The sequence below is a fragment of the Streptomyces sp. NPDC096205 genome, from assembly GCF_044763135.1.
Classification (GTDB): Bacteria; Actinomycetota; Actinomycetes; order Streptomycetales; family Streptomycetaceae; genus Streptomyces.
Genome location: NZ_JBIWFS010000005.1, coordinates 97,295 through 122,546 on the forward strand (window position 1 = coordinate 97,295; position 25,252 = coordinate 122,546).

Here is a 25,252-nt window from a genome sequence, read left to right on the forward strand (position 1 = left end):
TTCCGCGCGGCGGCGGACGGGCCGCCTGTACTTCACAGCGAAAGGTACCTCGCTCCCCCCCTCAGGTCCGCGCAGGGACAAGGGTCAGCCCCACGGCCGGCCCAGGCACCTGACAGGGCTCAAGGCCGGCCGGGGGCGATCGGGGTTAGGACCGGGCCGCCTTCAGCGCGTTGCGGATCGCGTCGTAGGCGGGCTTGCGATTCAGGTTCTCGTCCCAGGGCAGGGCCGCTCCCTCTCCGGGGAAGACCGCGGGGATCCACGAGTGGCGGTCGGTGTAGCCCCACAGGGTGATGCCCACGCAGCGCCGTACGGCCAGGCAGGCGTCGGTCACCTGTCCGTACCAGTCGGCCTGTTCGGCCAGCTTGGTCTCGTCGGTGGGCAGGATCATGCGGATGTCGAGTTCGGTGACGGCGACGTCGACGCCGAGGTCGGCGAAGCGCTGGAGGTTCTCCTTCAGGCCGCCGGGGAAGCCGTACTGGAGGGCGAGGTGGCCCTGCAGTCCGAACCCGTCGATCGGGACCCGGTCCTTCTTGAGCTGCTTGATGAGGGTGTAGTACGCGTCCGACTTCGGGCCGAGGGCCTCGACGTTGTAGTCGTTGAGGTAGAGCTTGACCTTGGGGTCGGCGGCGCGGGCCCAGCGCAGGGCGTCGGCGATGTAGCCGGGTCCGAGGGTCTTGTAGAAGATGTTCTCGCGGTAGGTGCCGTCCTCGTTCATGATCTCGTTGGCGACGTCCCACGCGAAGACCTTGCCCCTGTAGTGCTTCACCACGTGCGTGATGTGGTTCTTCAGGATGGAGCGCAGTTCGTCGGCGGTCCAGGTGCCGGAGGTGAGCCAGTCCGGGAGCTGGGAGTGCCACAGCAGGGTGTGCCCGCGGACCTTCAGGCCGTTGGCGCGGGCGTAGTTCACGATCTCGTCGCCCGCGGTGAAGTCGAAGACGCCGCGCTGGGGTTCGGTGGCGTACCACTTCATGCCGTTGCCGGGGGTGGTCTGGCCGAACTCGGTGCCGAGCAGGTCGGCGAACTCGGTGTCGGCGAGCTCCGGGTTGTCGACGGCGGCGCCGAAGTAGCGGCCTGACTGACGGGCCAGTTCGTGCAGTGTCTTCGGGTTCTTGGCGCCGTCGGTGCCGGCCTGGGCGGCGGGCGCCACGGCGAGGCCGAGCAGCAGGGCCGCGGACGCGGCGAGCGCGGCCGATCCGACGCGGGCACGGCGTGCGGGTGTGCGCATGGTGCATCTCCTCAACTGGGGAACATTGCTGTGCAGGGGGCTGGTCGGTGGGATCACTTCACCCGTAGCTCGCAGCGCATCCGCCGCTCGTGCCCGACCTCGCGTACGGGGCCGGTCAGGGTGAGCGGCACGGCGTGGTGGACGTGTTCGCTGGATGCGGCGACGCGCAGTTCGAGGGCGCCCGGTTCGACGAGGCGGCGGCCGTCTGCGCCGGTGTACGCGGCGAGGTCGGCCGGGAACGTGGCGTGGACCTCGGCGGACGCGCCGGCGTCGAGCGTGACGCGGACGTAGCCGACGAGCCGGACCTCGGGGCGGGCGACGGTGCCGACGGGGTCGTGGAGGTAGAGCTGGACGACCTCGGTGCCGGGCCGCTCGCCGGTGTTGCGGACGGCAAGACGCAGCGTGGTCTCGCCGTCGGTGGGCAGTTCGGGAGCGTCGCACTGGGGGGTGTCCCAGGCGAACGTCGTGTAGGACAGGCCGTGCCCGAAGGGGTAGAGAGGCGTCGGGTCCACGGTGCTGGGGAAGCCGTGCCGGCCGAGCGGCGGGGCGAGGTAGGGCGCGGGCTGGCCGCCGGGGGTGCGCGGCACGCCGACCGGCAGCCGCCCGGACGGCTCCACGCGCCCGGACAGGACGCCCGCGACGGCGCCGCCGCCTTCCTGCCCGGGGAAGAACGCCTGGACCACGGCGGCGGCCCGGTCGGCCCAGCGGCCGAGCGCGTAGGGTCTTCCGCTGAGTACGACGATGACGACCGGCACGCCGGATGCCAGCGCCTCGTCGAGCAACTCTGCCTGCCCGTAGGGCAGTTCAAGATCCTCTGCGTCGCATCCCTCGCCCGACGAGCCGCGCCCGAACAGACCCGACCGGTCCCCCACCACGGCCAGGCAGACCTCGGCCGCCGCCGGCTCCTCGACGAACACGGTGTCCGGCAGCTCGGCGCGCAGCGCCTCGGCCAGGGTCGGCACCTCGATCCCGGTCGGCAGTTCGGGATGGTGCACACCCACATGCCGGGGGAACGTGTAGCAGCCCAGCATCGCGGCCTGCTCGTCGGCGAGCGGGCCGAGCAGCGCGATGCGCAGGCCGTCGCTCAGCGGCAGCACGCCGGAGTCGTTGGCGAGCAGGACGACCGACTCCTCGGCGACCTTGCGTGCCAGGTCCCGCATGTGCGGGGGGTTGAGGTCGACGGGCTCCTCGCCCGTGACGGGCTCCCAGTCGGGGTCGAGCAGGCCCAGTTCGCACTTCTGGGTGAGGACGCGCAGCGCGGCCCGGTCGAGCAGGTCCTCGGGGAGCGGGTCCGCGGGGCTGAAGCAGCGGGCCGCCGGCAGTTCCACGTCGACGCCGGCCGTGAGGGCGAGCCGTGCGCACTGCTGCTCCCCGTCGGCGACCCGGTGCGCTTCCTCCAGGAGCGAGACGCCGTAGTAGTCCGAGACCACCGTGCCGGTGAACCCCCACTGTTCGCGCAGGAGTTGGGTCAGCAGCTGGGTGTGGGCGTGGGCGGGAAGGCCGTCGACGTCGTTGTAGGCGGGCATCACGGACCGGGCGCCGCCGTCGCGCAGCGCCATCTCGAACGGCGGCAGGATCACATCGGCGAGTTCGCGCGGGCCGAGCGAGGCGGGCGCGTGGTTGCGGGCGGCCCGCGAGGCCGAGTACCCGGCGAAGTGCTTGAGCGTGGCGACGATCCCCGCGGCCTCGAGGCCGCGCACGTAGGCGGTGCCAATGGTGCCGACGAGGTACGGGTCCTCGCCGATGCTCTCCTCGGTGCGGCCCCACCGCGGATCCCGTACGACGTCCAGGACCGGGGCGAGGCCCTGGTGAACGCCGACCGCGCGCATCGACGTACCGATCGCCCGGGCCATCTCGGTGATCAGCTCGGGGTCGAAGGTGGCCCCCCAGGCGAGCGGGGTGGGGAAGACAGTGGCCTGCCAAGCGGTGAACCCGGTCAGGCACTCGTCGTGGGCGATCGCGGGCAGCCCGAACCGGTTGCCGTCCTGGATCACGCGTTGCAGTCCGGCAAGGCGGGCCGCGCCCTCGGCGGGGTCGACGGGAACGGTGCCGAAGGGGCGGGTGAGCTGGCCCAGGCCGTGGGGAAGGAGCGCGTCGAGGGCGGCGCTGCGGGCCGCGTAGGTGTGCTGGCCGGGTGCGACGTCGGCCCCCTCGGTGTCTGCGCCGATCCAGACGCTGGACAGCTGGGCGGTCTTCTCCTCGGTGGTCATCCGGGCGAGCAGGTCCGCCGCCCGGACGTGGGCGGGCAGGGTGGTGTCCTGCCATGGCTCGACCATGGAACTCCTCAAGTACGTCACTGGTGAAGGGGTTTGGCCGGGGCGGGTCTCAGCCCTTGGTGGCGCCCACCGTGATGCCGCCGATCAACTGCCGTTCGGCGACGGCGTAGAAGGCGAGGGCCGGCACCATGGCGAGGACGAGATAGGCGAAGACGCGGGCGATGTCGGTGGCGTACTGACCCTGGAACTGCTGCACGCCGATGGGGATGGTCCACCAGGTCTGTTCGCTGAACACCAGCAGCGGAAGAAGGAAGTTGTTCCAGCTTCCGACGATGGCGAGGATCGACACGGTGCCGAGGGCGGGCCGCGCCATGGGCAGCAGGATCCGCCAGAAGAAGCCGAACGCCGAGCAGCCGTCGAGGGTGGCCGCCTCCTCCAGCTCGCCGGGGATCTCCCGGAAGAAGCCGCGCAGGATGACGATGGTCATGGGCAGACCGAAGGCCGCCTGCGGCAGGATCACGCCCCAGGGGTTGTCGAGCAGCCCGAAGGTGCGCAGCAGGACGAACAGCGGCAGGATCGCCACGGCGAACGGGAACATCAGCCCCGCGGTGAACAGGGTGAAGAGCAACTCGCGCCCGCGGAAGGCGAATCGGGCAAGAGCGAAGGCGGCGAGGGCCGCGGTGCCCACGGTCAGTACGGCCGTTGCGACCGCGATCAGTGTGGACGAACCCAGCATGCGCCAGAACGAGCCGGAGGCGAGCACATCGGTGTAGTTGGACGTCACCCAGGGCGAGGGCAGTCCGAAGGTGTTGCTGGAGAGCTGATCGGTGGACTTGAACCCGGACACGAACGCGTACAGCAGCGGCGTGACCATGACGACGCCGACCAGCCACACGATCACGTACAGCGGTGCGGAGCGCAGCCTTCTGCGCGTGCCCGCGCTCATCGGGAGGCTCGCATGGTGGTGAGGGCTCCTTCGGTGTCGCGACGCAGCACGGAGCGCTGGTAGATGAGGGCGAAGACGAGGCTGATGAGGAACATGCCGATGCTGATCGCGCTGGCGTAGCCGATCTCGAAGCGCTTGAAGCCGAACTGGAACATGGTCACGGCCATGGTCTCGGAGTGGTGGTCGGGGCCGCCCTGGGTGACCACCCACACCAGGTCGAAGAGCTGGATGGCGCCGATGACGGAGAGGAACACGCTGATGCGGACCGTCGGTCCGAGCAGCGGCAGGGTGATGTGGCGGAAGCGCTGCCAGGGGCCCGCGCCGTCGATGCGGGCCGCTTCGTGCAGTTCGGCGGGGATGCCCTGCAGTCCGGCCAGGTACAGCATCATGTGGAAGCCGAAGTACTTCCACGTCATGACGAGGAACAGGGTCGGCAGTACGTGGTCCTGGTCGGCGAACCACAGTCCGCCGAGGCCGTCGAGGCCGATCGAGCCGAGCACGTTGTCGGCGAGCCCGTCGTCCGGGGCGAAGATCATGGAGAACAGGACGCCGGTGATGACCTCGGACAGGACGTACGGGGCGAAGAACAGGGTCCGGTACAGGGCCCGGCCGCGCAGCTTCTGGTTGAGGAGCACGGCCATGCTGAGCGCGAACGGCAGCTGCACGCACACCGAGAACAGCACGAGCAGCAGGCCGCGCCACAGGTCGCCCAGGAAGACCGGGTCACGCAGGAGCCGGCTGTAGTTGTCGAGGCCCACATAGTCCGAAGGGGAGCCGAAGCCGCCCCAGTTGAACAGGCTGACGTACAGGGCGTACAGGATGGGGGCGAGCACGAGCACGCCGAACAGCACGAGGGCGGGCAGGGTGAAGCTGAAGGCGCTGAGCCAGTCGATGGTCCGGCGGGCCCGCGACCGGCCCGCCCCGGTGTCCGGCTGCTTCGGCGCGGCGGGGGCGGTCGCGGGGTCCTTCACGTACGTGGAAGCCATGGCGGTCACTGGCTCTTCGCGACCTGGGTGACCGAACGGGCCACCTGTTCGGGCGACTTGGATCCGGCGATCAGGGCGGCCACCGAGTCGTTGACCTCCTGTCCGACGGCGGGCGGGTACGCCTGGTCGAGGTAGAGCTGGAAGCCGGTCGCCTTGCCGAGCGCTTCGGAGACGAACTTGAGGTTGGGGTCGGTCAGGGCGCTCGTGGCGTCCTCAACGACGGGCATCATCGAGGCCTTCGAGACAAGGAGGCGGTCGGACTCGGCCGACATGAAGAAGTTCAGGAAGTCCACGGCAGCCTTGGGCGCGCCCTTGCGCACCGCGTAGCCGCCGCCTCCGCCGAACACGTCGGTCTGTGCGCCCTTGCCGTCGGCGACGGCGGGGAACGGGAAGAATCCGAGGTCCGTGCCGATGCCCTTGCCCGCGTCGGCCTGGACGACGGGCGCCCACTGGCCCATCAGCTCCATCGCCGCCTTGCCGTTGCCCATCGCCGCCGCCTCGCCGGTGGGCGTGGAGTAGGCGGCGCCGAGGAAGCCCTTCTGGAACGGCTCGAGCGCGACGAGTTCCTTGAGGTGCTCGCCCGCCTTGACGAAGTCGTCGCCGGTGAAGTCCTTGGCGTCGGCGGCCGCCTGCATGCCGTCGATGCCGGCGATCCGCATGGCCAGGTACGCCCAGTAGTACATGCCGGGCCACTTCTCCTTGCCCGCGAGGGCGATGGGGGTGATCCCGGCGCTCTTCAGCTTCTCGATCGCGTCGAGGTAGTCGGCCCAGGTGGCGGGCGGCGCCTGGATACCGGCCCGGGCGAACAGTGCCTTGTTGTACCAGAACCCGACGGCGCCGATGTCGAAGGGCACGGCGTACGTCTTGCCGTCGAACTGGTACGCCTTGACCGACGCGGGCACGAGGGTGTCGGTCAGGGAGCTGATGGAGGGCGTGAGGTCTTCGACCAGGCCCGCGTCGATCTGCTGCTTGAGAACGCCGCCGCCCCAGGTGTGGTAGATGTCCGGCAGTTTTCCGGAACTGGTCAGCGCGGTCATCTTCGACTTGTAGGCGTCGTTCTCCATGGTGACGAGCTTGATGCGCACGTCGGGGTGCTTGGCCTCGAACGCCTTGGCCCGCTCGGGCCAGACGCTCTTGGAGGGTTCCGTGGTCTGGATGTTCCACCATTCCACGACGGTCCGGCCCTGGCTGTCGGTGGTGGTGGACCCCGAGTCCGAGCAGGCGGACAGGCCGGCCGCCCCCAGACCCACCGCTGACGCGGTCCCCAGGAACCGGCGGCGGGAGAAGAGGGAGGACGAGGCGCCGGATACGGGCGTGACGGCTCGGCGAGCGGAGGCTGACATGGCCTACCTTCCGGAAAATTTCCGATAACTGTGCGGAGATGGCCATGGAAGTTACGGGCACGCAAGGGGGGTGTCAACGGCCTTGACAAAAAAGGCCGTTGACACCCCCGGAGTGTTACGTTCCGTTATGCGCGTCGTGGCGGCGCGGTACTCGCACGGACCACCAGCTCGGTCGCCAGTTCCACGCGCGGCGACGCCGGCTCGACGCCCCGCGCGAGGTCGAGGAGCATCCTGGCGGCCAACTTGCCCATGTCGGACAGGGGTTGCCGGACCGTCGTCAGCGGAGGCGCGCACCAGCGCACTTCGGGCAGGTCGTCGAAGCCGACGATGCTCATGTCCTCGGGCACCCGAAGCCCGCGCCGCCGCAGCGCCTCGATCGCTCCGAGCGCCATCTGGTCGCTCGCCGCGAAGATCGCGGTCGGCGGTTCGTCGAGGTCCAACAGCCGTCCCGCGCCGGTGAATCCGGACTCGTGGTAGAAGTCGCCGGGCACGGTCAGGGCGTTGTCGACCGCCACTCCGGCGACGTCGAGCGCCGCGCGGTAGCCGTCGAGCCGGGCGCGTGAGCACAGCAGCCTGGGCGGTCCCTCGATGAACCCGATCCTGCGGTGCCCGAGCTGGAGCAGATGCTCGGTCGCGGCCATCCCGCCCGTCCAGTTGGTCGCGCCCACCGTCGGGGCCTCGCCGACCGGCGAGCCGGCCGGGTCGATCACCACCAACGGCACGCCCAGGCGGCGCAGTTCCTCGTGGAGCCCCGGTTCGAGCACCGACGTCACGAGGATCACGCCGTCGGACGGGCGGGCCCGCAGATTGGTCATCCACTGCCGCGCGGACCCCGCCCGGTCGTGGATGGCGGAGACGACTGTGCCCACACCGGCCTCGTGCGCGACCTCCTCGACGCCCCGGATGATCTCGACGGCCCAGGGGCTGTCCAGATCGTTGAAGACCAGGTCGAGCAGGACCGCCCTGGTGCCGGACGCGGCCGGGCGGCGACGGTAGCCGTGCCGGTGCAGCAGGTCCTCGACCCGGGCACGGGTGGCGGGCGAAACGTCCGAGCGCCCGTTGACGACCCGTGACACCGTCGGCACGGACACCCCGGCCTCCCGCGCGATCTCAGTGATCGTCACCTTCGGCGCCTCCTCCGGGCCCCGCGTGCCTGTCTTGCGCTGAGCGCCTTCCCCGGCCACCATCCCCACCTCCCTGGCTGTCCGCCCGGAAAAATCTCCGGGCACTTCCGGAAACCGTAGGTCATGCCGCCGACCACCCGCCGCTCACCCCGCGCCTTTGTCCGACCGATCGAACACACCCCTGCACTCCGTCGCGTCGGCCCTCCTCCGTCGGGGGCGGACAGGGTGTGGCTGCCTGTCCGGACTCGACCGGGGCGAGCACTGCGCGAACCGTTGACGCCGACTCAGGTCACCCGTAAGGTCAGGCGACACATTCGTAATGACGACCGAATCTTTCGAGGAACTTTGTCGCCCGGGCCGAGGGCGGAATCCGCGGGCACGTCTTCGGGTTCGTCACCTCGGACGGCACTGGGTACGTGCATCTGATCGCCACGCGGGATGATGCCCGTGGCACCGGTCTCGGGTATTCCACCGAGACCTGCCGCTCAACGTCTCGCGGCCCTGACTCACCGACAGGTGACGTACTCGTCCGACGACAACTCGAACACCCGTACTCGCCGACCGCAGGTGGGATTGACGGTCTCACGGACCAGATGCATCCCCAGTTTGACCATGATCCGTTCGGAGGCGTCGTTGCCCACTTGAGCGATGCTGACGACCCGCTCCAGCCCTCGCTCTTCGAACCCGAACCGGACAGCGGCCGCAGCTGCCTCGGTGGCCAACCCCTGCCCCCAGTGGGAACGTCCCAGCCGCCACCCGACCTCAACCGCCGGCAGTACCTCCGGCAGGAAAGAGGGCACCGAAAGGCCGGTGAACCCGGCCAGCTCGCCAGTCGATCGCACCTCCACGGCGAACAGGCCGAAGCCCCGTGACTCCCACTCGCTCTCCCATGCCTGGATCCCGTCGCGGGTCTGCTGTTCGTCACGCACGCTGCCGTCACGGATCCACCGCATGACCTCGGGGTCGGCATGGACGGCAGCCATGGGCGCAACGTCTTCCTCGCGCCAGCGACGCAGGATCAAACGGGGAGTCTTGAGGATGACCATCCCATCATTCTGGATGGTCGGCGGGGTGCCCCGCTCGTTTGTTCTCTGGCCTGACGCGCGTTCATGGGCTCGCCATCCAATCGGTGTACCAGGATCGGAAGTCGGGGCTCACCGGTACGAAGCCGCCCCAGTCCGGATCGATCTGCCAGATCTCTCCTGTGTGGGGGCCGTTCAGGATGAGCCGGGTGTAGACGCCGCAGCCCTGTTCGGACAACATGAGCGTGCCCCGGGTCAGACCGGCGGGTGCCCCGATCGGGCCCGGCAGGGGTTCGGTGAGTGGGAACGGCCCGGCGAGGCGACCGGGCAGCCGGTCCTCCTCCCACTCGTCGTCCGCGGCCCATTCCTCGTCGGCCTCGGGGCGAGGGACTGTCAATGGCATCATGCCGTGCCCGGGCCCGGCCGGGCCGTTGCCCACCTCCGCGAAGAAGGACCGGTACTCCACCGGTAGAGCGATGGCGTGGGATTCCTCGAACGCCCGGATCTCCGTCTCCGGCAGCCGCGGCGCCAGCGCGTACCGATGCGTGCGCGCCCCGAAACGCTCCCGCTCCGGATCCCGTGCGGCCATCTCCCGTATCCGCGCGCGGACGCCGTTTTCGTCCCAGTTCGCCATCCAGCGACCGTAACAGCGAGGAAGCCGCCACTCGACGACTCCTCACCCTTGAACGGTCAGTGATCGGCCCCAACGAGCCGATAACCGACCTCGATGGAGTGGAGCGTGAGAAGGTCGGCGTAGCGCGTGTGCCGGCGGCCGGCCGCCAGATCGTCCGCGAGCCGGGCCGGCCCCGGCGCCAGCGCGTCGTCCCCGGTCTGGGCGAGCATCGAGATCCCCGCACGGACCTGAGGCGGCATCGGCGGCGTTGTCACCCAGCGGCAGGTGCTCGGCGACGGCCTGCACCACGGGAGCCGCTCCCGCCGGGCGCTGTCTGATGGGCGCCGCTGACCGTCTCCGACGGCACGCCGCACACGGCGCCCGTGCTGCTCGTCGACACGACCCGGCACCTGAACGCCATCGCCCTGGAGTCGCCGACCACGGTCCGGGTGCACACCGGCGCCACTATGGGACGGCTGCTGGCCTTCCTCGGTGACCATCGCCTGGGCGACCGCCTGCCCGGTGCACGGTGATCTCACCGTCGGAGGGGTGCTCGCCGTCGGCGGCCACGGCACGGCCGTTCCAGCGGCGGGCGAGCAGCGCCCCGACGGCCACGGTTACGGCACCCTGCGCAACCAGGTCACCGAGCTCACCGCAGTGGTGTGGGTCGAGCCGGTCGGCCGCTACACCCTCCGCACGTTCGACCGCTCACAGGCCGACACCGCCGCCTTGTGGTGCATCTGCGCCGAGCCTTCCTCACCGAGGTCGTCCTCCGGGTCGGCGCCGACCAGCGTCTGCGCTGCGTGAGCCTGCTGGACATTCCCGCCGACGAACTGTTCGCACGGCCGGGCACCGTGCACGGCCGCCGCTCCTTCGCCGAATTCCTGGACCGGCACGGCCGGGCCGAGGCCATCTGGTTCGCGTTCACGGACAAGCCGGTGGTTGGCCCGGGTCCATTTCCTCGTTACTCCACAGCGTGGCCGATGAGTTTGTTGCTCCCGGCCGGTCCAAGGTGGTGACACCCCAGGAAAGGACACCGCCATGTCGGAGCTTCTCGTCGACTTCATCACCTCCCTCGACGGCTACGCATCGGGACAGGGATGGCCCGGGTTCTGGGGCCTGGAGGGTCCGGAGTACCTCGCATGGCTCGGCGAGCAGCCCGAGGCCACCTACCTGATGGGAGCGAACACGTACCGCCTGATGTCCGGCTTCGCCGCAGGCGAGATTCCCGATGGCCAAGACGAGTTCAGGCCCGAAGAAGAGGCGTCCGTCGACGAGCTCACCCAAGCGCCCAAGGTGGTGTTCTCCTCCTCGCTCAAGGAACCACTGACCTGGGCCAACACCACGCTCGTCCGCGATGACGCCGTCGAGACCGTCCGCGCCATGAAGTCGAGTGGCTCGGGGCTCCTCAGCACGATCGGCAGCCTCAGCCTGTGCCGGTCCCTGCTACGAGCCGGACTCGTCGACCGCTTCCGAGTCGGAATGTTCCCGGTCATCACCGGGGCCACAGGCGAAGAACGCATCTACGACGGCTATCCGGACGTCGCCCTCGAAATGCTCGACCACCGCACCTTCGACGGCCGCATCCAACTGGTCGAGTACAAGCCCCGCGTGCTCGAGCACCCACCGCTCGGCGCCCCTGCCTGACGTCGCCCCGTCTGCCGCTCTGGACAGCTGCCAGGCGCCGGCTGGCCCAGGTGCGCGATGGTGGCTCCCGTGAGGGCGGCTGGGTCGTCCTCAGGTCGGCGTCTTGCGGGGCTGTCGGGACCGGCATGATCGAGTCGCTGGTGTCCCCGTCTGCTGGACAGTTCGACCACACGGACCGTCACACGGAGCCGGCGCTGCTGGAAGGCGGCCCAGTCCGGCTCCAGCGAGGAGACCTCCTCCTCCAGCCGGGTCCCGGCTCTCGGGCGGCATCTGGTGCCCGTAGTCGTCGAGCAGCGACTGAGCCGGACGTATTCGCGTACCGTCGGCGGCTCCGCCAGGTCCTCGCGGACCCGGTCCACGGCGCCCTCGAGGTCCGCCCGCAGTCTCACCCGGTGCCCGCGACGAGCGTCGTCATCAGTCCTTCGAACTCCTCGGTCGGTCAGGGCTCCAGGGTGGTGCGGGCGGACCGTCGTCCGTTGACAGGCATCTGCGCCGGTGGATCTAATGCGCACGCGGAGCACCTGGGCCCCTTCGGTCCGGTCACCAGGGAGGAAGGGGCGAGGCCGTGGGCCAGCACAGCGCCGTACCGGACGACGCACCGGCCGGGATCACGGAGTTGTACGAGCGGGACCGCGCGTGCCGGAGCCTGGGCATCGCCCTGGAGGAGGTCACCCCGGGCCGGGCGCTGATGCGCATGCGGGTGCGCGAGGACATGGTGAACGGCCACGGCATGGCCCACGGCGGGTTCCTCTTCCTCTTCGCCGACGCGGCGTTCGCCTACGCCTGCAACGGCTACGGGCCGGTCACTGTCGCACAGTCCGCGCAGGTCAGTTTCCTGCGGCCGGCCGCGGTCGACGACGAGCTGCTCGCCGAGGCCGTGGAACGGACGCGTTCGGGACGCAACGGGATCTACGACGTGACGGTCCGTCGTACGGACGGCATCGTGGTCGCGGAGTTCCGCGGACAGAGCGTGATGCTCGCCGGAAGGGTGCAGGCCCCGGGCGAGTGAGCGGTACGAGCCGTCCGTCCGACCCACGCGTCCGAGGTCCGTTCCGCCCGCCACCCGAGCGGCTGGCGGACGGCGGGCGTCACCCGTCCGGTCAGTTCGCGGGGCGCTCGTCCACCACCTGCTGGAGCTTGCCCGTGCGCGGGTTCGTGAGCAGCTCGGACCGCGGCACCCACTCGATGCCCAGCTCGTGGATGGCGCCGTCAGCGACCTCCGCCGGGAAGAGGGGCCGGGCCGCATAGACCGCCTCGACGAGCCGGGCCGCGAGGTCCGCCGGGGGCTCCTCGATGTACCCCAGCCGCAGGATCAGGCCGTCCTTCCCGTCCCAGCGGCGCTGCACCATCTGCATGCCGGCGATGTACCGGTCCGGGTCCGCCTCCACGAGCACCGCGCGGACGTCCTCGATCGGCATCGACACCGTGCCGACGCGGCCGCCCTCCATGGACCGGCCGAGGAGCCGGAACCGTGTGCACTCCGCGTCGACCCACTCGGCGCGGTCGCCCGCCGGGAACCGGATGACCGGCATCAGCGTGCGGAACAGGTTGGTGACGAGGAGCCGGCCCGGCACCCCGGGAGTGGTGATCGGCTCGCTCGTGACGTCGTCCACGATCTCCACGACCGTGCGGTGCGGGAACGCCTCGTGCACCCGTACGTCCTCGCCGGGTACGGGCCGTCCGACGAGACCCGCGTCGATGGAGGCGTAACCGACCGAGGCGATGGCGGCCTTGGGGAAGGCCCGCAGCAGAATCGGCCGCAGATCGGTGAAGAGCAGGTCGCCGCCGAAGAGGAGCAGTTCGACCGAGTCGGCGGTCCGGCCGCGGCGGACGAGGAGTTCCGCGACGGCGGCCAGCTTCATCGGGACCCCGGCGAGGACGTTCACCCCGAAGTCGCCGATGAGGTCCGCGATGAACTCGTTGGGCGCGCCGGCGCCGACGGGCAGGCGGACGTTCTCCACGGGGGCCGCGTGCAGGGCGTGTTCGATGTAGAGCATGCCGCCGTACAGCTCGCCCGCCCAGAAGAGGTTGGCCACCCGGTGGCCCGCCCTGAGCCCGGCCTGCACGATGCCGGCCCCGAACGCGGTGACGGAGTCGGCGTGTTCCGACCGCGACCACACCGACAGCTTGGGCACGCCGGTGGTGCCACCGGTCTTGTAGACGCCGGCGTCGGTCAGCGGCCCGGTCAGCACCCGGTTGTCGGGCCAGGTGTTCGCCGCCCAGAACGCCGTGTGGTCGATCACGGGGAGCTGGGAGAGGTGCGAGATCGTCTCCGGAACGTCCCGGTACACCTCGGCGTAGAAGGGCGAGTGAGTGCGGACGAAGTCGACCAGTTCCTGGAGGGATTTGGCGGGCACGGTCCTACCTTTCCTGCTCTGTGTCGGCGTCGGATTCCGGCCCGCGCCCGATCCACGTGCGGGCGAGTTCCCGTACAGCGGAGCCGTCGCGGTCGGCCAGTTTGTGCTCTAAGTAGGCGGCCGCCCAAGGGTTCGTGGGGACGCGGAAGGCCGGCCGCTCGGCCAGCAGCGTTTGCACCACGACGTCCGCCACCTCGGCCGCGGACTGCCCGGCGCCCTCCCAGCCCTGGGTGGTGACCCAGCGGATGTAGTCGGCGAAGGTCGACGCGTACGGGCCGGAGGCGGCCTCGATGGTCTTGCGGTTGATGTCGGGGAAGATCCCGAACGAGGTGTCCCGGACGAATCCGGGCACCACCACGGACACCTTCACCCCGTGCGCCTCGGCCACCGGGGCCAGGCTCTCCATGAAGCCTTCGACGGCGAACTTCGCCGCGCAGTAGGCCTCGTTGAAGGGCTGTCCGACGATCCCGTGGACGCTGCCGATGGTGAGCAGGCGGCCCCCGGCGGCGCGGAGCAGCGGCATCGCGGCCCGGCTGACCTCGACGACGCCGAAGAAGTTCACTTCCAGGTTGGCCCGCAGCGCCTCTGCGGTGGACATCTCCAGGGTCGGGTCGAAGTTGGAGACGCCGGCGTTGTTGACCACGGCGTCCAGGCGTCCGTACGTCTCGCGTACGCCGTCGACGCAGCGGGTGACGGACCCGGTGTCGGTCACGTCCAGCGGGCGGATGTCCAGCCGTACTCCGGCCCGGTCCGCCTCCTCCCGGAGCGCCCCGGCGCGGGCGGGCTCGCGCAGGGTGGCGACCGTGGCGAAACCGGCCCGGGCGGCGGCGACCGCGGTGGCCAGCCCGATGCCCGAGGATGTGCCGGTGATCAGCACGACCGGGGACTCCCGGTCCGTCGCGGTCATGAGGCACCCTCCGCGCGTGCCGGTTCGGCTCCCCCGCCGTCCGCCTGTGGCGCCTGTTCCGCCTTCTGCCGCTCGGCCGCGTCCAGGAGCGGCTGGACCCGCAGCGCGGGCAGGAAGGAGCAGGCCGCGAGCAGGGTGCCGCCGGCCATGGTGACCCGGGCCGCGTCCAGCACGCCGAGCGGTCCGGTGAGCAGGCTGACGGCCGCGCCTCCGGCCAGGGCGGCCAGCGGGATCACGCCCCAGGTGGCGGTCCGGAAGGCCGCGTGCATCACGCCCTGGTGGGTCGCGGTCATCCGGGACTGCCGGATGGGCGCGCTGGAGACGTTGATGCAGGACATGAAGAAGCCGTAGCAGCCCATCGTCACGGCGATCACCGCACCGGCCGGCAGTGCGGGCGCGGCCAGTACCCCGAGGCCCACCAGACAGTGCAGCAGCAGCGCCCAGGCCAGCATCCGCCCGGTCCCCAGCCTTTCACCGAGCTTCGGCGCCACGGCCGCTCCGACCAGGGCGCCCACCGCCGCCACGGACATGGCGGCGCCGAACACGCCCACGGAGACGCCCAGTCCCTGGTAGGCGAGGATCGGGAGGACGGTGACGAAGACGGGGCCGCCGCAGTTCAGCGTCACGGCTGCCACCACCACCCGGCGCAGCACCGGGTCCGACCAGTTCAGCCGGAAGCCCGCCGTCAGCCGCTCCCACACCGATCCCTCGGCGACGGTCCGCTCGCCCCAGGGCCGCATGGACCGGATGCACAGGGCGGAGACCAGATAGCTGGCGGCGTCCACGAGCAGCGCGGCCACACCCAGCGCGCCGTAGAGGCCGGCCGCCAGGGAGGGGCCGGAGACCTCGGAGACCGAGCGGGTGCCTTCGAGCCGGGAATAGGCGCGCACCAGGTGGTCCTTGGGCACCACGGCGGGCACGGCGACCAGGTACCCGACGGTGAAGAAGATCGTCGCGCCGCTGATCACCGCCACGCAGGCGAACAGCAGCGGCGTGGAGAGCCAGCCCTGCCAGTACGCGACGGGGATGACGGCCACCGCCACCAGCCGGGCGAGGTCGCAGGCGAGCAGGGTACGGCGGTTGTCCCACCGGTCGACCAGTACGCCGGCGAGCGGACCGAGGAGCGGAATGCCCAGGTACTGGGCCATGGCCACGATGCCCACCTGGAAGGCGGAGGCGTCCAGAACGAAGATCATCACGGTCGGCACCACGAAGATCGTGATGCGGTCCCCGACCGTGCTCACCGCCTGGCCGGTCCAGAAGCGGTTGAACTCAGGGCCTAGGGAGACCGGCCACCGTGGCTTCACTCTTCCTCCCGCACCACGAGCCCGGCGGTCTTGCCGGTCCGCTCGTTGCTGATCAGGTCGGTGACGGGACGTACCCGGAAGTTCTCCGGATCGTGCAGGAAGGCGGTGCTCAGCGTGAACGTCTCGGCCAGCAGTTCCTTGCGCAGCCGCTCGGCGTCCACCGCCGCGCCCGGACGGGTCAGCAGCAGCACCTCCACGGCGCCGGCGCGGCCGCCGGTCTCCGAGATCACCACCTGGGCGCGCGAGACACCCGGCTCCCGCTCCACCCGTGCGACGAGCTCGTCGACGTGCAGGCCCAGGCCCCGGACCTGCACCACGCTGTCGCGGCGGCCGAGCACGCGCATGGCCCGGCCGGGCCGCCCGCACGGACAGGCCTCCAGCCGTCCCGCGTCCCCGGTGCGGTAGCGCAGCACCGGGTTGAGCATCTCCGGGTTGAGGGTGGTGAAGTCCAGGAGCTGGTCCTCCCCCACATGCACCAGCTGGTCGGGCAGGGTGTGGAAGCTGTCCGCCGGGCACTCGGGCGTGTTCGTGCCGACCACCCAGGTCTCGGTGCTGCCGAACATGCCCCAGCGCCGGGCCGCCGGCGCGACCACCGCCATGTCCTCCTCCACCTGCGGCTGCCAGGCCTCGCCGAGCCACAGCACCTTGCGAAGGTGCGGCAGCCGAAGACCGGCGGCCCGGGCGTGGGCGAACCAGAGCCGCAGCACGCTGGGCGTGCCGCCGATGGCCGTCACCTCGCGCGCCGCGAAGAACGCCAGCCACTCGGCGTACTCGTCCTTGGCGACCGAGCCCAGCGCGATCACCTGGCATTGCGACAGGTCGGCCAGGGCGGCCACCAGGAAGTGCGCGCCCCACATGCGGCCGGCACCCCAGGCGTTGACGAAGACGTCCTCGCGGTCCAGCGGCTGCCAGTGGGCGTGCACCCCGGCCATGTAGAAACCGGTGGGCGCGTGGCCCAGTTTGGGTGCGCCGGTGCTGCCGCCGCTCTGGAAGAGCCAGGTGGCACCGTGCTCGGCGCGGGGCCGCAAGTGGGCCAGGGCGATGTTGAGGTCGTCCTTGAGCAGCGGCGGCAGCGCGGCGATGTCGGCGAGGGTGCGCACGTCCGCGTGCCCGTCGTAGCGGGGCGCCAGTTCCGGCACCTGACGCAGCCGCTGAAGCGTCCGGCGGGCGACCGGCAGCCGCGGCTCGGCCGCCTCCGGGGTCAGCGAGAACATGGTGGTCAACTCGTCTCTGTCGGCGGGGTGAACAGGGGCGTCCCGCCGGCGGTGTCGGCGAGGTGCTTGGCGTGGGCGTTCCGGTAGGCCGTGAACCGGGCCCGCACCACGTCCCGTTGGACCGTCCGGTCCGGATCCCCGGGGACGCCGGGGATGACGCCGTCGGGCTCCAGCTCGGAGAACCAGAACCGCTGCCCGTCGTGGAGGAAGTCGACGCAGAAGAAGGGGATGGGCAGCCGCTCGGCGAAGTAGGCGGTGGCCTCGGCCAGTTCGTCGGGAACCGCAGCGAACTCCAGGATGCCGCCGTGGCTCGCGTTGGCCACCGCCGAGCCGGGCTGCGGAGTCCGCTTCAGGACCGTGTGGGGCCGGCCGCCGATCACGTACACCCGGTAGTCGACCGTGCCGTCGCCGAGATACGGCTGCACCACGAGCGTGGTGTCCCCGCCCTGCGCGAGGCTGGCCAGGCCCCGGATGTCGCCCTGGCTGCGCGCCAGGTTGATGCCGCCTCCGCCGCACCAGCCGGCCGGCTTGACGATCGCCGGATAGGTCATGTTCCCGAGCGCCGCCTCGTATAGGTGCCGGCTCACGTCACGCCCCGTGCCGATGCGGACGGTCGGGATCGGCGGGACGGGCGAGCCGCCGAGGTGGAGCAGGGTGGCCAGCTTGTCGTTGCCGATCAGCGAGGTCTCGGGCGGGAAGGGCAGGTAGAAGCCGGCCTGCTGCAGCACCGCGCTGAGGGCGTACTGGTTGAAGATGTCCATCTGCTGGTACGGCAGCGAGTAGAGCGCCGTGATGAAGAGCGTGTCCTCGGGCGTGACGACTTCGTCGTCCACGTAGACGCGGGGCCGGCCCCGCTGCGTGCAGTCGACCGCGACCGCGTCGGGCGAGTGCCGGGTCCAGCTCATGCCGAGGTCCTCGGCGACCTCCGCGTAGAGGTCCCAGAACATGGCGTGCCAGACATCGGTCGCGCGGGTCGACTCCCGGTCGGGGAAGATCCAGCACATCCGGCGCAGCGGGCCGGCGTCGGGGCGGGGCGGGGGGAGATTCACGGGCTGTCCTCGGGTGCGGTGGGGGCGGAAGGTGCGCCAGGCCGAGTCCCCGGGGCGGTGCCGGTCCGGCTGTCCTGGTCCGGGGTGATGCCGGTCCGGCCGTCCTGGCCCCGGGCGATGCCGGTCCGGCCGTCCTGGTCCGGGGCGTGCTCCGTCCACCAGCGGCGGCCGGACTCGGGGAGCGTGTCCAGCGGGTCGTAGTACGGGTGGCGCCGGGTCAGCGTGGCCCCGGGGTCCGCGTCGGGCGACTGCCGGACCTCCAGCTCGGTGCGGTAGTTCTTCGTCCAGTACGAGATGCCGCGCTCGCGGTCGTAGGCGACGGCCTGGTGCACCCAGCGTTTGCCGACGTGCGGTACGTCGCACACGATCCGCGGGGTGGCGTAGCCGGGGAGGTACCCCATGATCGCTTCCTGGAGCCACTGGGCCTGGTGGAGCGGGGTCCGCCAGTGCTCGGCGTGGGGTATCACGTCGCAGAGGTAGAAGTAGTACGGGAGGATGTTCGCTTCGCCCTGCAGTGCGAAGCAGAGGTCGAGCAGGTCCTCGGGGGTGGCGTTGACCCCGCGCATCAGCACGCCCTGGTTGCGGACGTCGCGGACGCCCGCGTCGAGGAGGGCGCGGGCGGCCTCGGCGACCAGAGGGGTCACGGACTGCGCGTGGTTGGCATGGGTGTGCACCGCGAGGTTGACCGCACGGCGCGCCGCGACCGCCGCGACCCGCCCCAGGCCCTCGACGACCTCCGGCTGGAGCCAGTGCTGCGGCAGGCCCACCACGGCCTTGCTCGCCAGCCGGATGTCACGTACCGAACCCAGGTCCAGCAGCCGCATGAGGAACGTTTCCAACTGCGGCCAGGGCACATTGGCGACGTCTCCGCCGGACACCACCACGTCGCGCACGGCCGGCGTGCGCTTGAGGTAGTCGAGCATCTGCTCCTGCCGGTCCCGGGGCCGGAGCACGAGTTTGGCCTTGGTGACCTGGGGCGTGGAGGTGCCGACCAGATCCATCCGGGTGCAGTGCCCGCAGTACTGCGGGCAGGTGGCGACCAGTTCCGCCAGGACCTTGGTCGGATACCGGTGGGTGAGGCCCTCCACCACCCACATCTCCGCCTCGTGCAGCGAGTCCCGTCCCGCCTTCGGATGGCTCGGCCACCGGGGGTGGCGGTCCGAGCGCACCGGCAGCATGTACCGGCGGACCGGATCGGCGAGGAACGCCTCGGTGAATGCTGCGGGCACCGGATCGGCCCCGGGTGCCATGGTGTTGAGCATCTGCGGGGTGAGGAGCATCGCCATGGTGGCGAACTCCGCCCGGTCGGCCGCGAGATCGTCGTAGAAGCGGTCGGTGAGCAGGTCGCCGACGACGGCCCTGAGCTGACGCGGGTTCTTCACGCAGTGGGCCCTCTGCCACTGGGCGTCCCGCCATTCGCGTTCCGTGACACGGCGCCAGCCCGGCAGCCGTCGCCAGTCCGGCTCGGTCAGCGGGCTCCGCGCGTACTGGTACGGCTGCCGGATCATCTGACGCCCCCGGCCTAGCGGCCGGTCAGGAGGGTGGCGAAGCGGGTCCGCAGCTCTCGCTTGAGCACCTTCCCGGTGGGGCCGAGCGGGAAGTCCTCCGGGGTGCGCGCGACGCTCACCGCGGCGAGCGGGGTCAGCCCTGCGGCGGTCAGGGCCTTGTTGGCCGCCTCCTGGACCTCCTCCGCCGTGCTCCCGTCGGCCTGCTCCTGCAACCGGACGACGGCGACGGGCAGTTGGCCACGGCCCGATCCGGCGGGGACGCCGATCACCGAGCAGTCCTGCACCAGGGCGGCGCAGTCGGCGAGCAGCACCTCCTCGATCGGCAGGCTGTACGCCGGCCCGTCCGCGGTGTCGATGACGTCGACCGTGCGGTCGAGGTGGTAGAAGCGTCCCTCGGCGTCACGGCGGGCCACGTCGCCGGTGAGCCAGTAGCCGTTCACCTCGAAGGTGCGGGTGAGCTTGTCGTCGTTCCAGTATCCGGGGGTCCGGGACGGCGTGACGACGCCGAGCATCCCGACCGTGCCGTCGGGTACCTCCTCGCCGTGTTCGTCGAGCACCGCCGCCTTCTCGACCACCTCCAGGGGCTTGCCGACGCAGCGGTCGTCGCGCTCGCTCTCCGGTGTGGTCAGCTGCCCGAACAGGGCCATGCCCATCTCGGAGGAGCCCAGTCCGTCGACGAACTGCGAGCCGGGCAGGGCGGGCTGCTCCTCCCTCTCGCGGGGCAGCAGCCAGGGCCTGATCAGACCCGCCGGCCGCTCGCCGAGCTGCACCAGCCGCCGGATGTGTCCGTAGTGGGCGCTGTCGCCGGTGTTGAACCAGGAGTGCACCTTCGCGGCGCCCTTGACCGGGAGTTCGCCCGTGGCCAGTTCCACGAAGGTGCGCGGGAAGGAGGCCACCATGGTGGGCTGGAAGGCCTCCATGACCGGCTCGACGACCGCACGCCGCCAGTCGGACATGACGACGGTCGGCAGGCCGAGCAGGGTGGCGGTGAGGAAGTAGCTGAGGCCGCCCGCGTGGGTGTGCGGCATGAGCGACATCAGCCGGTCGTACGGCTCGGCAGGGAAGCGCACCATGCGCGGCTGCTTGCCCTCCCAGAACTGACGGTGCGCCAGCTTGGTGGACTTCGGTGTGCCGGTGGTGCCGGAGGAGTGGATGAGCGCGACCACGTCGTCGGCGGCGTGCCGGTACGGGTACACCTCGGGAAGCTCCGCCGCCTCCGCGTCGAAGGCGTGGAGTTCGGCGGCCATGGCGATGAAGCGGGGACGGCGGTGCGGCGTCTCGCGGTACGCCGCGGCCAGCCGCGTGGGGTCGTCCGCGACCACTCCCACGACACCCACGTGGTTGAGGTAGCGCACCATCACCTCGTGCCGCATGGCGTCGTTGACGAGGGCCGGTACGGCTCCGAGCGCGGACAGCGCGAGGAAGTGGAGGACGGGCTCCAGACCTTCGCCGACCACCACGCCGACCGGGTCACCGGGCCGGACGCCGTTGGACCAGTACCACTTCGCGTACTGGTCGCGCAGGGCGGCCAGGTCGAGCAGGCTGTGGCCGCGCAGTTCGACGGCGCCCCGGTGGTCGACGCGGTGGGTGTAGGCGTAGGGGACAGCGCGGTTCGGGTTGACGGCGATGGCGCGGTCGAAGAAGTTGCCGGCTCCGAGCCCGGGCTCGGCCATCAGTTGCTCTCTGGCCGCGAGAGGGGCGATGGAGGTCTGGTCGCTCATGACGTTCTCCCGTTTCGGTGTCGCCGGGAGGTGGCCCTGGTGGGGCCGGGGCCCGGCGACTGGTCGAAGGCTTGCTGTACTCGGCGGAACGGTGGTTCGGCTGCCGTGCTGCTGTGCCTTGCTGCGGTGCCATGCGGCGTACGGCCTGGGGCGTCCGGCCCGGCGTACGACCGGCTCAGTGGCGCCCCGGTCGGGGCGGAAGCCGGGTGGGGGCGTAAGGGAAGGAGGGGAGGGTGGACGGCGGCGCCCGCCCGGGGCGCTGGGAGAGCATGAAGGGCCGGGGCAGCGGCGTACGACGGCCCCGCCGGGTTGCTTGAGCGGGCCGCGGCGCTACGGGCGGGCGAGGACCTCCGCCGCCACCCGGCGGCCGGAGCGGATCGCCCCCTCCAGCAGACCGAAGAACTCGCTGCTGGTCTCCGTGCCGGCCCAGTGCACCCGCAGGTGCGGTGCCGTCAGCGTCGGACCGTGCCGCAGCCAGTCCCCCGGCCCGAAGAGCGCGGCGTAACACCCCTTGCTGTAGGGGTCGTTGACCCAGTCCGTCACATGGACACCCACGGGTTCGGGCAGCATCGGGAACAGCCGGGCCGCCTGCTCGACCGCCGTCGAGCGCTGTTCCCGCGGATCGAGCGCCGCGTAGCGGTGGGCCTCGCCGCCCGTGACGAATCCGGTGAGCACGCCGACCCCGGCTCCGGCCGGCGAGTCGTCGACGGTGGACAGCAGCGGCCCTTCGGCGTTCACCGACCACCCCGACAGGCCGTGGTCCCGCCACAACGGCGCCGGATACACCAGGTGCACCTTGACCGCGCAGCCCCGCGCCGTGCGGTCGCTCGCCCGACGCACCGGCAGCCCGGGCCGGTAGTCGACGGCGTCGGCGAGCAGCGGCGGCAGCGCCATCACCGCGACATCGGCGCGGTATTCCCCGCGCGCACTGCGCACCGTGACGCCCTGGTCGTCCTGGTGTACGGCGAGCACCGGCGCACCGAGCCGCACCCTGGAGCCCAGCCGGGCGGCGAGCCGCTCGCACACCTGGTGGGCGCCTTTGTCGATCCGGTCCTGCTGGGCGCCGCCCTCGAAGGCGTTCAGATAGCGCAGGCCTCCGCCCGACCGCAGGTAGAAGGCGACGTGCAGCATGGACACCCGCGCCGGGTCGGCCGCCATCATCTCGCCCAGGAAGAGCGGGAAGAAGAGCCGGGCGTCCGGGTGCGTGAGGTGCCGCTCGGCCCATTCCCCGGCGGTCAGGACGTCCAGCTCCTCGGCGCCCGGGGTGAGCCACGGCGCGTCGCACCGTACGGTGGCCGTGAGGTCGTCGAGCCTCTCGAAGAGGTCGCCGAGCGCCACGGCGTTGAGCGGAGGGAACCGGCCGTCCCGCGTGGTCTCCTCGCTCCCGAGCGCGAAGCGGCTGGCTCCGTACATGGTGGTGGGCGTCGCCTTGAGATCCAGCTCGGACATGAGGGCGTGCAGTTGGGTGTGCCGGTCCCCGAGGTACGCGGCGCCCGCGTCCACCCAGCCCTCTGCTGAGACCTTGAGTCCATGGGCCCGGCCGCCGACCCGGTCGCGCGCCTCGAGGACGGTCACGTCGACCCCGCCGGCCGCCAGCTCGGTCGCGGCCGTCAGCCCGGCGTACCCGGCTCCGACCACCACCGCGCTGGTGACACCACCGGAAACCCACGGGGCACCCGGGTCGCGAGGCGTATCCGGGCCGGTCACCGGGCGGCCGCGATCTTCGCCGCGAGCCGCTCGGGGGTGGGCGCGTCGAGGAAGTCCTCGAAGGTCAGCTCCACCCCGTAGGAGCGGGCGACGGCGCTGAGCACACGCGTCGCGACCAGCGAGTCGCCACCGAGGAGGAAGAAATCGGAGTCGGCGGAGACCTCGTCGGCCTCCAGCACGCGCCGGAACATCGCCACCACGCCTTCGGTGTCGGCAGGGGCAGGCGCTCTCCCGGCGGCTGAGGCAGTGGTGTCAACGCTCATCAACGGTCTCCTTTGACCTGTTCACGGTGGCGTATCGCTGGTGTGAGGCTCTTCTGTCGACCTTGCCGCTCGTGGTCAGCACGAGCTGCGGGACGACGGTGATCCGGCTCGGCACGAGATGGGCGGGCACCCGCTCGCGCAGATAGGACCGCAGGTCGACGTCGAGTTCCCGGGTCCCGGTGTGGGGCCGGGGCACCACGTAGGCGACCAGCGCGGTGCGGCCGGCGGCGGTCACACCGGTGACGGCCACCGTGTTCACCGCGGGATGGCCGGCGAGGTGCGCCTCCACCTCGGCCGGATCGACACGGATGCCCCGGATCTTGATCTCGTCGTTCAGCCGGCCCTCGTGGGCGAGGAGGCCGTCCGGCGTCCTGCTGACCCGGTCGCCGGTACGGAACCGGCGCTCGCCGTCCACCACCACGTACGCCTTCTCGGTGGCCTGCGGCATCCCGAGGTAGCCGAGGGCCACGGCCGGACCGCCGATCAGCAGCTCGTCGTCCTCGCCGATGTCCTCGACGACATGGGCCAGGGCCCGGCCGATCGGCGCCCTCGTGCCGGCGTCCCAGTCCCAGCCCGGGACGGAGGCGCGAGGGCCGTGGAGATCGACGGCGTGGGTGATCAGGGTGGTCTCGGTGCACCCGTAGGTGTTGACCAGGCGGATCCGGCCGGTGTCGAGACGGCTCCAGTCGGCCAGCCGCGCAGGGCTGACCGCCTCCCCGCCTATGACCATCAGCCGGACGCAGTCCGCAAGGCCCGTCCCTTCCTCCGTGAGGTGGAGGACGAGCTCATGCCAGAAAGCCGTGGGCAGGTCGAGGACGCTGACGCGCTCGCGCTCGACCATCCGCAGGAACCGCGGGAAGGACCCCGAGTGTGCCTCTCGGTCGAAGACGAGGGTGGCTCCCGAGGTCAGGGTCGGAAGGATCTCCTCCAACGAGGTGTCCCAGTTGAGCGAGGCGAACTGCAGCACCCTGTCCTCTTCGGTGAGGCCGAACAGTCCGCGGAGCGAGCGCACGGACGCCGTGATCGCCCGGCGGGGGGTCACGACCGGCTTCGGGCGGCCGGTGGAGCCCGAGGTGAAGAGGATGTACGCGGCGGCTTCGGGGTCCTGGTCCCTGTCGGGCCCGGAGCCATCGCTGCTCGCCCCTCCCTCTTCCCAGCTGAAGTGCGAGGTCGGCAGCCCGAGCCGGAGATCCGGTGCCGTGTCGGTGGTGACGGCAGCGCGGCATTCGGCCGCGGACACCATGTCCTGCTGACGCGCCGGCGGAAAGACCGGGTCGACGGGACAGTAGGCGCCCCCGGCCGCCAGCACGCCGAGCATCGCCACCACGGTTTCCGGGCTGTGCGTCGCCGGCACGGCCACCGCTCCGGGCCGGGGCCCGAGCCGCTCCGCGAGGGCGTACACGAGCCCGTACAGCCGGCCGTACGTCACGACCCCGCCCTCGTGCACGAGGGCCGCGCGCTCCGGGTCGCGGAGAGCGGCTTCCGTGAAGGCCTGGACGAGGTCCGGGGTGTTTCCAAGGGTCTCGCACTGCATCGACTTGTTCGCCCCAAAAAAGCTTGAAAGCGCCTGTCCGTGCCCGACGAACGGGGACTCTACAGCCGAACATGTGTGGCCACAACGGAAGTTGAAAGGAATAGTGGGTTCCTTGTGCACGCGCCTTCACCGCCCGCGCTCCAGCAGGTCAGGGCCCCTGCGAAGGCTCCGCTTCCACTTCTGCGGAGCCCTCGCTTCCGATCCACGAGGCGCCCGGAATGCGGTCGGTGGAGGAATACCTCCCGGAGGCGGCCCCACCGGGGTCGCGTGCCTGGTGCGGCTGAAAACGGAGGGCCAGTTCGCAAATCCGTAGGGGCGTGGTGGCCCGCACATTGCTCTGGTTTGTTCTCCGTCTGCCCACACACCAAACCGCCTGCGGGCCCGCGCCTGTCCAGCCGCACCGGAGTGGTCCTTCACACCGGCGGTCCCGCCGCTCGGCACACCACGTCGCCCGGGAGATCACCTGACGCATGCCACCCCTGACCGCGCGAAACCCGGGAAATCGAAGAAGCCGGGAGGCGTACCGGCGGCTGCCCATGCGGCCGTATCCGAGCACCCGACGA

The 25,252-nt window shown here is 71.1% G+C and carries 24 protein-coding genes and 1 pseudogene; 6 read left to right on the plus strand and 19 right to left on the minus strand.

The genetic code is table 11. The features are described from left to right. Nucleotides 1-145: 145 nt before the first annotated feature. The 6 genes from ACIQ6Y_RS19680 to ACIQ6Y_RS19705 all read right to left on the minus strand — a co-directional run bounded on the left by ACIQ6Y_RS19680 (nucleotide 146) and on the right by ACIQ6Y_RS19705 (nucleotide 7,903). On the minus strand, nucleotides 146-1,225 hold the full coding sequence (locus ACIQ6Y_RS19680; RefSeq protein WP_404040330.1) for an endo-1,4-beta-xylanase: 1,080 nt from the start codon (nucleotides 1,223-1,225) through the stop codon (nucleotides 146-148). Between the two features lie 53 nt (nucleotides 1,226-1,278). Next, nucleotides 1,279-3,501: a glycoside hydrolase family 3 N-terminal domain-containing protein gene (locus tag ACIQ6Y_RS19685; protein WP_404040333.1), complete on the minus strand. Its 2,223-nt coding sequence runs from the start codon at nucleotides 3,499-3,501 to the stop codon at nucleotides 1,279-1,281. A 49-nt stretch (nucleotides 3,502-3,550) separates the two neighbouring features. Beyond that, nucleotides 3,551-4,387 carry a carbohydrate ABC transporter permease gene (locus ACIQ6Y_RS19690; protein WP_404040335.1) on the minus strand — a complete coding sequence of 279 codons (837 nt, stop codon included), beginning with the start codon at nucleotides 4,385-4,387 and terminating at the stop codon, nucleotides 3,551-3,553. Next, nucleotides 4,384-5,373, minus strand: coding sequence for a carbohydrate ABC transporter permease (locus ACIQ6Y_RS19695; protein ID WP_404040338.1), 990 nt, complete (start codon nucleotides 5,371-5,373; stop codon nucleotides 4,384-4,386). The genes ACIQ6Y_RS19690 and ACIQ6Y_RS19695 overlap by 4 nt, the downstream gene beginning before the upstream one ends. Nucleotides 5,374-5,378: 5 nt before the next feature. Continuing rightward, the gene (locus tag ACIQ6Y_RS19700; RefSeq protein ID WP_404040340.1) at nucleotides 5,379-6,716 is read right to left on the minus strand and encodes an extracellular solute-binding protein; all 1,338 of its coding nucleotides are present in this window, start codon (nucleotides 6,714-6,716) and stop codon (nucleotides 5,379-5,381) included. A gap of 125 nt (nucleotides 6,717-6,841) precedes the next feature. Further along, the gene (locus tag ACIQ6Y_RS19705) at nucleotides 6,842-7,903 is read right to left on the minus strand and encodes a LacI family DNA-binding transcriptional regulator (protein WP_404040343.1); all 1,062 of its coding nucleotides are present in this window, start codon (nucleotides 7,901-7,903) and stop codon (nucleotides 6,842-6,844) included. A 284-nt stretch (nucleotides 7,904-8,187) separates the two neighbouring features. On the opposite strand from ACIQ6Y_RS19705, the pseudogene ACIQ6Y_RS19710 reads away from it, so the two are divergent. Beyond that, a pseudogene (locus tag ACIQ6Y_RS19710) lies at nucleotides 8,188-8,304 on the plus strand (GNAT family N-acetyltransferase); the annotation flags it as partial. 42 nt (nucleotides 8,305-8,346) lie between these two features. On the opposite strand, the gene ACIQ6Y_RS19715 reads toward ACIQ6Y_RS19710, so the two are convergent. The 3 genes from ACIQ6Y_RS19715 to ACIQ6Y_RS19725 form a co-directional block, all read right to left on the minus strand. Continuing rightward, nucleotides 8,347-8,886, minus strand: a complete 540-nt coding sequence (locus ACIQ6Y_RS19715) for a GNAT family N-acetyltransferase (RefSeq protein WP_404040346.1) — start codon at nucleotides 8,884-8,886, stop codon at nucleotides 8,347-8,349. Between the two features lie 61 nt (nucleotides 8,887-8,947). After that, nucleotides 8,948-9,496 carry an SMI1/KNR4 family protein gene (locus ACIQ6Y_RS19720; protein ID WP_404040349.1) on the minus strand — a complete coding sequence of 183 codons (549 nt, stop codon included), beginning with the start codon at nucleotides 9,494-9,496 and terminating at the stop codon, nucleotides 8,948-8,950. Between the two features lie 56 nt (nucleotides 9,497-9,552). Next, nucleotides 9,553-9,735, minus strand: a complete 183-nt coding sequence (locus tag ACIQ6Y_RS19725) for a hypothetical protein (RefSeq protein WP_404040352.1) — start codon at nucleotides 9,733-9,735, stop codon at nucleotides 9,553-9,555. A gap of 123 nt (nucleotides 9,736-9,858) precedes the next feature. On the opposite strand from ACIQ6Y_RS19725, the gene ACIQ6Y_RS19730 reads away from it, so the two are divergent. From ACIQ6Y_RS19730 to paaI, 5 genes are all read left to right on the plus strand, one after another. Then, on the plus strand, nucleotides 9,859-10,008 hold the full coding sequence (locus ACIQ6Y_RS19730) for a hypothetical protein (RefSeq protein WP_404040355.1): 150 nt from the start codon (nucleotides 9,859-9,861) through the stop codon (nucleotides 10,006-10,008). Beyond that, entirely contained in the window at nucleotides 9,968-10,282 is a 315-nt protein-coding gene (locus tag ACIQ6Y_RS19735) for a hypothetical protein (RefSeq protein WP_404040357.1), read from the plus strand. Before ACIQ6Y_RS19730 ends, ACIQ6Y_RS19735 begins: the two co-directional genes overlap by 41 nt. Then, on the plus strand, nucleotides 10,279-10,494 hold the full coding sequence (locus tag ACIQ6Y_RS19740; protein ID WP_404040360.1) for a cholesterol oxidase substrate-binding domain-containing protein: 216 nt from the start codon (nucleotides 10,279-10,281) through the stop codon (nucleotides 10,492-10,494). Before ACIQ6Y_RS19735 ends, ACIQ6Y_RS19740 begins: the two co-directional genes overlap by 4 nt. A gap of 22 nt (nucleotides 10,495-10,516) precedes the next feature. Then, a complete protein-coding gene (locus ACIQ6Y_RS19745) occupies nucleotides 10,517-11,122 on the plus strand; it encodes a dihydrofolate reductase family protein (RefSeq protein WP_404040363.1) in 606 nt (201 codons plus the stop codon). Nucleotides 11,123-11,687: 565 nt separating this feature from the next. Then, entirely contained in the window at nucleotides 11,688-12,131 is a 444-nt protein-coding gene (gene paaI / locus ACIQ6Y_RS19750) for a hydroxyphenylacetyl-CoA thioesterase PaaI (protein ID WP_404040366.1), read from the plus strand. Nucleotides 12,132-12,222: 91 nt separating this feature from the next. Here paaI and ACIQ6Y_RS19755 read toward each other — a convergent pair whose 3' ends face one another. The 10 genes from ACIQ6Y_RS19755 to ACIQ6Y_RS19800 all read right to left on the minus strand — a co-directional run bounded on the left by ACIQ6Y_RS19755 (nucleotide 12,223) and on the right by ACIQ6Y_RS19800 (nucleotide 24,689). Beyond that, the gene (locus ACIQ6Y_RS19755; protein WP_404040369.1) at nucleotides 12,223-13,479 is read right to left on the minus strand and encodes a phenylacetate--CoA ligase family protein; all 1,257 of its coding nucleotides are present in this window, start codon (nucleotides 13,477-13,479) and stop codon (nucleotides 12,223-12,225) included. Nucleotides 13,480-13,483: 4 nt separating this feature from the next. Beyond that, complete coding sequence (locus ACIQ6Y_RS19760) at nucleotides 13,484-14,386, minus strand: SDR family NAD(P)-dependent oxidoreductase (protein WP_404040372.1); 903 nt, start codon at nucleotides 14,384-14,386, stop codon at nucleotides 13,484-13,486. After that, the gene (locus ACIQ6Y_RS19765; RefSeq protein WP_404040374.1) at nucleotides 14,383-15,693 is read right to left on the minus strand and encodes an MFS transporter; all 1,311 of its coding nucleotides are present in this window, start codon (nucleotides 15,691-15,693) and stop codon (nucleotides 14,383-14,385) included. Before ACIQ6Y_RS19765 ends, ACIQ6Y_RS19760 begins: the two co-directional genes overlap by 4 nt. Next, nucleotides 15,690-16,907 carry a phenylacetate--CoA ligase family protein gene (locus tag ACIQ6Y_RS19770; protein WP_404040377.1) on the minus strand — a complete coding sequence of 406 codons (1,218 nt, stop codon included), beginning with the start codon at nucleotides 16,905-16,907 and terminating at the stop codon, nucleotides 15,690-15,692. Before ACIQ6Y_RS19770 ends, ACIQ6Y_RS19765 begins: the two co-directional genes overlap by 4 nt. Before the next feature lie 5 nt (nucleotides 16,908-16,912). Then, complete coding sequence (locus tag ACIQ6Y_RS19775) at nucleotides 16,913-17,956, minus strand: RimK family alpha-L-glutamate ligase (RefSeq protein ID WP_404040380.1); 1,044 nt, start codon at nucleotides 17,954-17,956, stop codon at nucleotides 16,913-16,915. Next, nucleotides 17,953-19,464, minus strand: coding sequence for a KamA family radical SAM protein (locus tag ACIQ6Y_RS19780; RefSeq protein WP_404040383.1), 1,512 nt, complete (start codon nucleotides 19,462-19,464; stop codon nucleotides 17,953-17,955). The genes ACIQ6Y_RS19775 and ACIQ6Y_RS19780 overlap by 4 nt, the downstream gene beginning before the upstream one ends. Before the next feature lie 14 nt (nucleotides 19,465-19,478). Continuing rightward, entirely contained in the window at nucleotides 19,479-21,185 is a 1,707-nt protein-coding gene (locus tag ACIQ6Y_RS19785) for a class I adenylate-forming enzyme family protein (protein ID WP_404040385.1), read from the minus strand. Nucleotides 21,186-21,515: 330 nt separating this feature from the next. After that, the gene (locus ACIQ6Y_RS19790) at nucleotides 21,516-22,826 is read right to left on the minus strand and encodes a flavin monoamine oxidase family protein (RefSeq protein WP_404040388.1); all 1,311 of its coding nucleotides are present in this window, start codon (nucleotides 22,824-22,826) and stop codon (nucleotides 21,516-21,518) included. 62 nt (nucleotides 22,827-22,888) lie between these two features. After that, complete coding sequence (locus tag ACIQ6Y_RS19795) at nucleotides 22,889-23,155, minus strand: phosphopantetheine-binding protein (RefSeq protein ID WP_404040391.1); 267 nt, start codon at nucleotides 23,153-23,155, stop codon at nucleotides 22,889-22,891. Next, nucleotides 23,145-24,689: an amino acid adenylation domain-containing protein gene (locus tag ACIQ6Y_RS19800; protein ID WP_404040394.1), complete on the minus strand. Its 1,545-nt coding sequence runs from the start codon at nucleotides 24,687-24,689 to the stop codon at nucleotides 23,145-23,147. Before ACIQ6Y_RS19800 ends, ACIQ6Y_RS19795 begins: the two co-directional genes overlap by 11 nt. Nucleotides 24,690-25,252 lie beyond the last annotated feature (563 nt).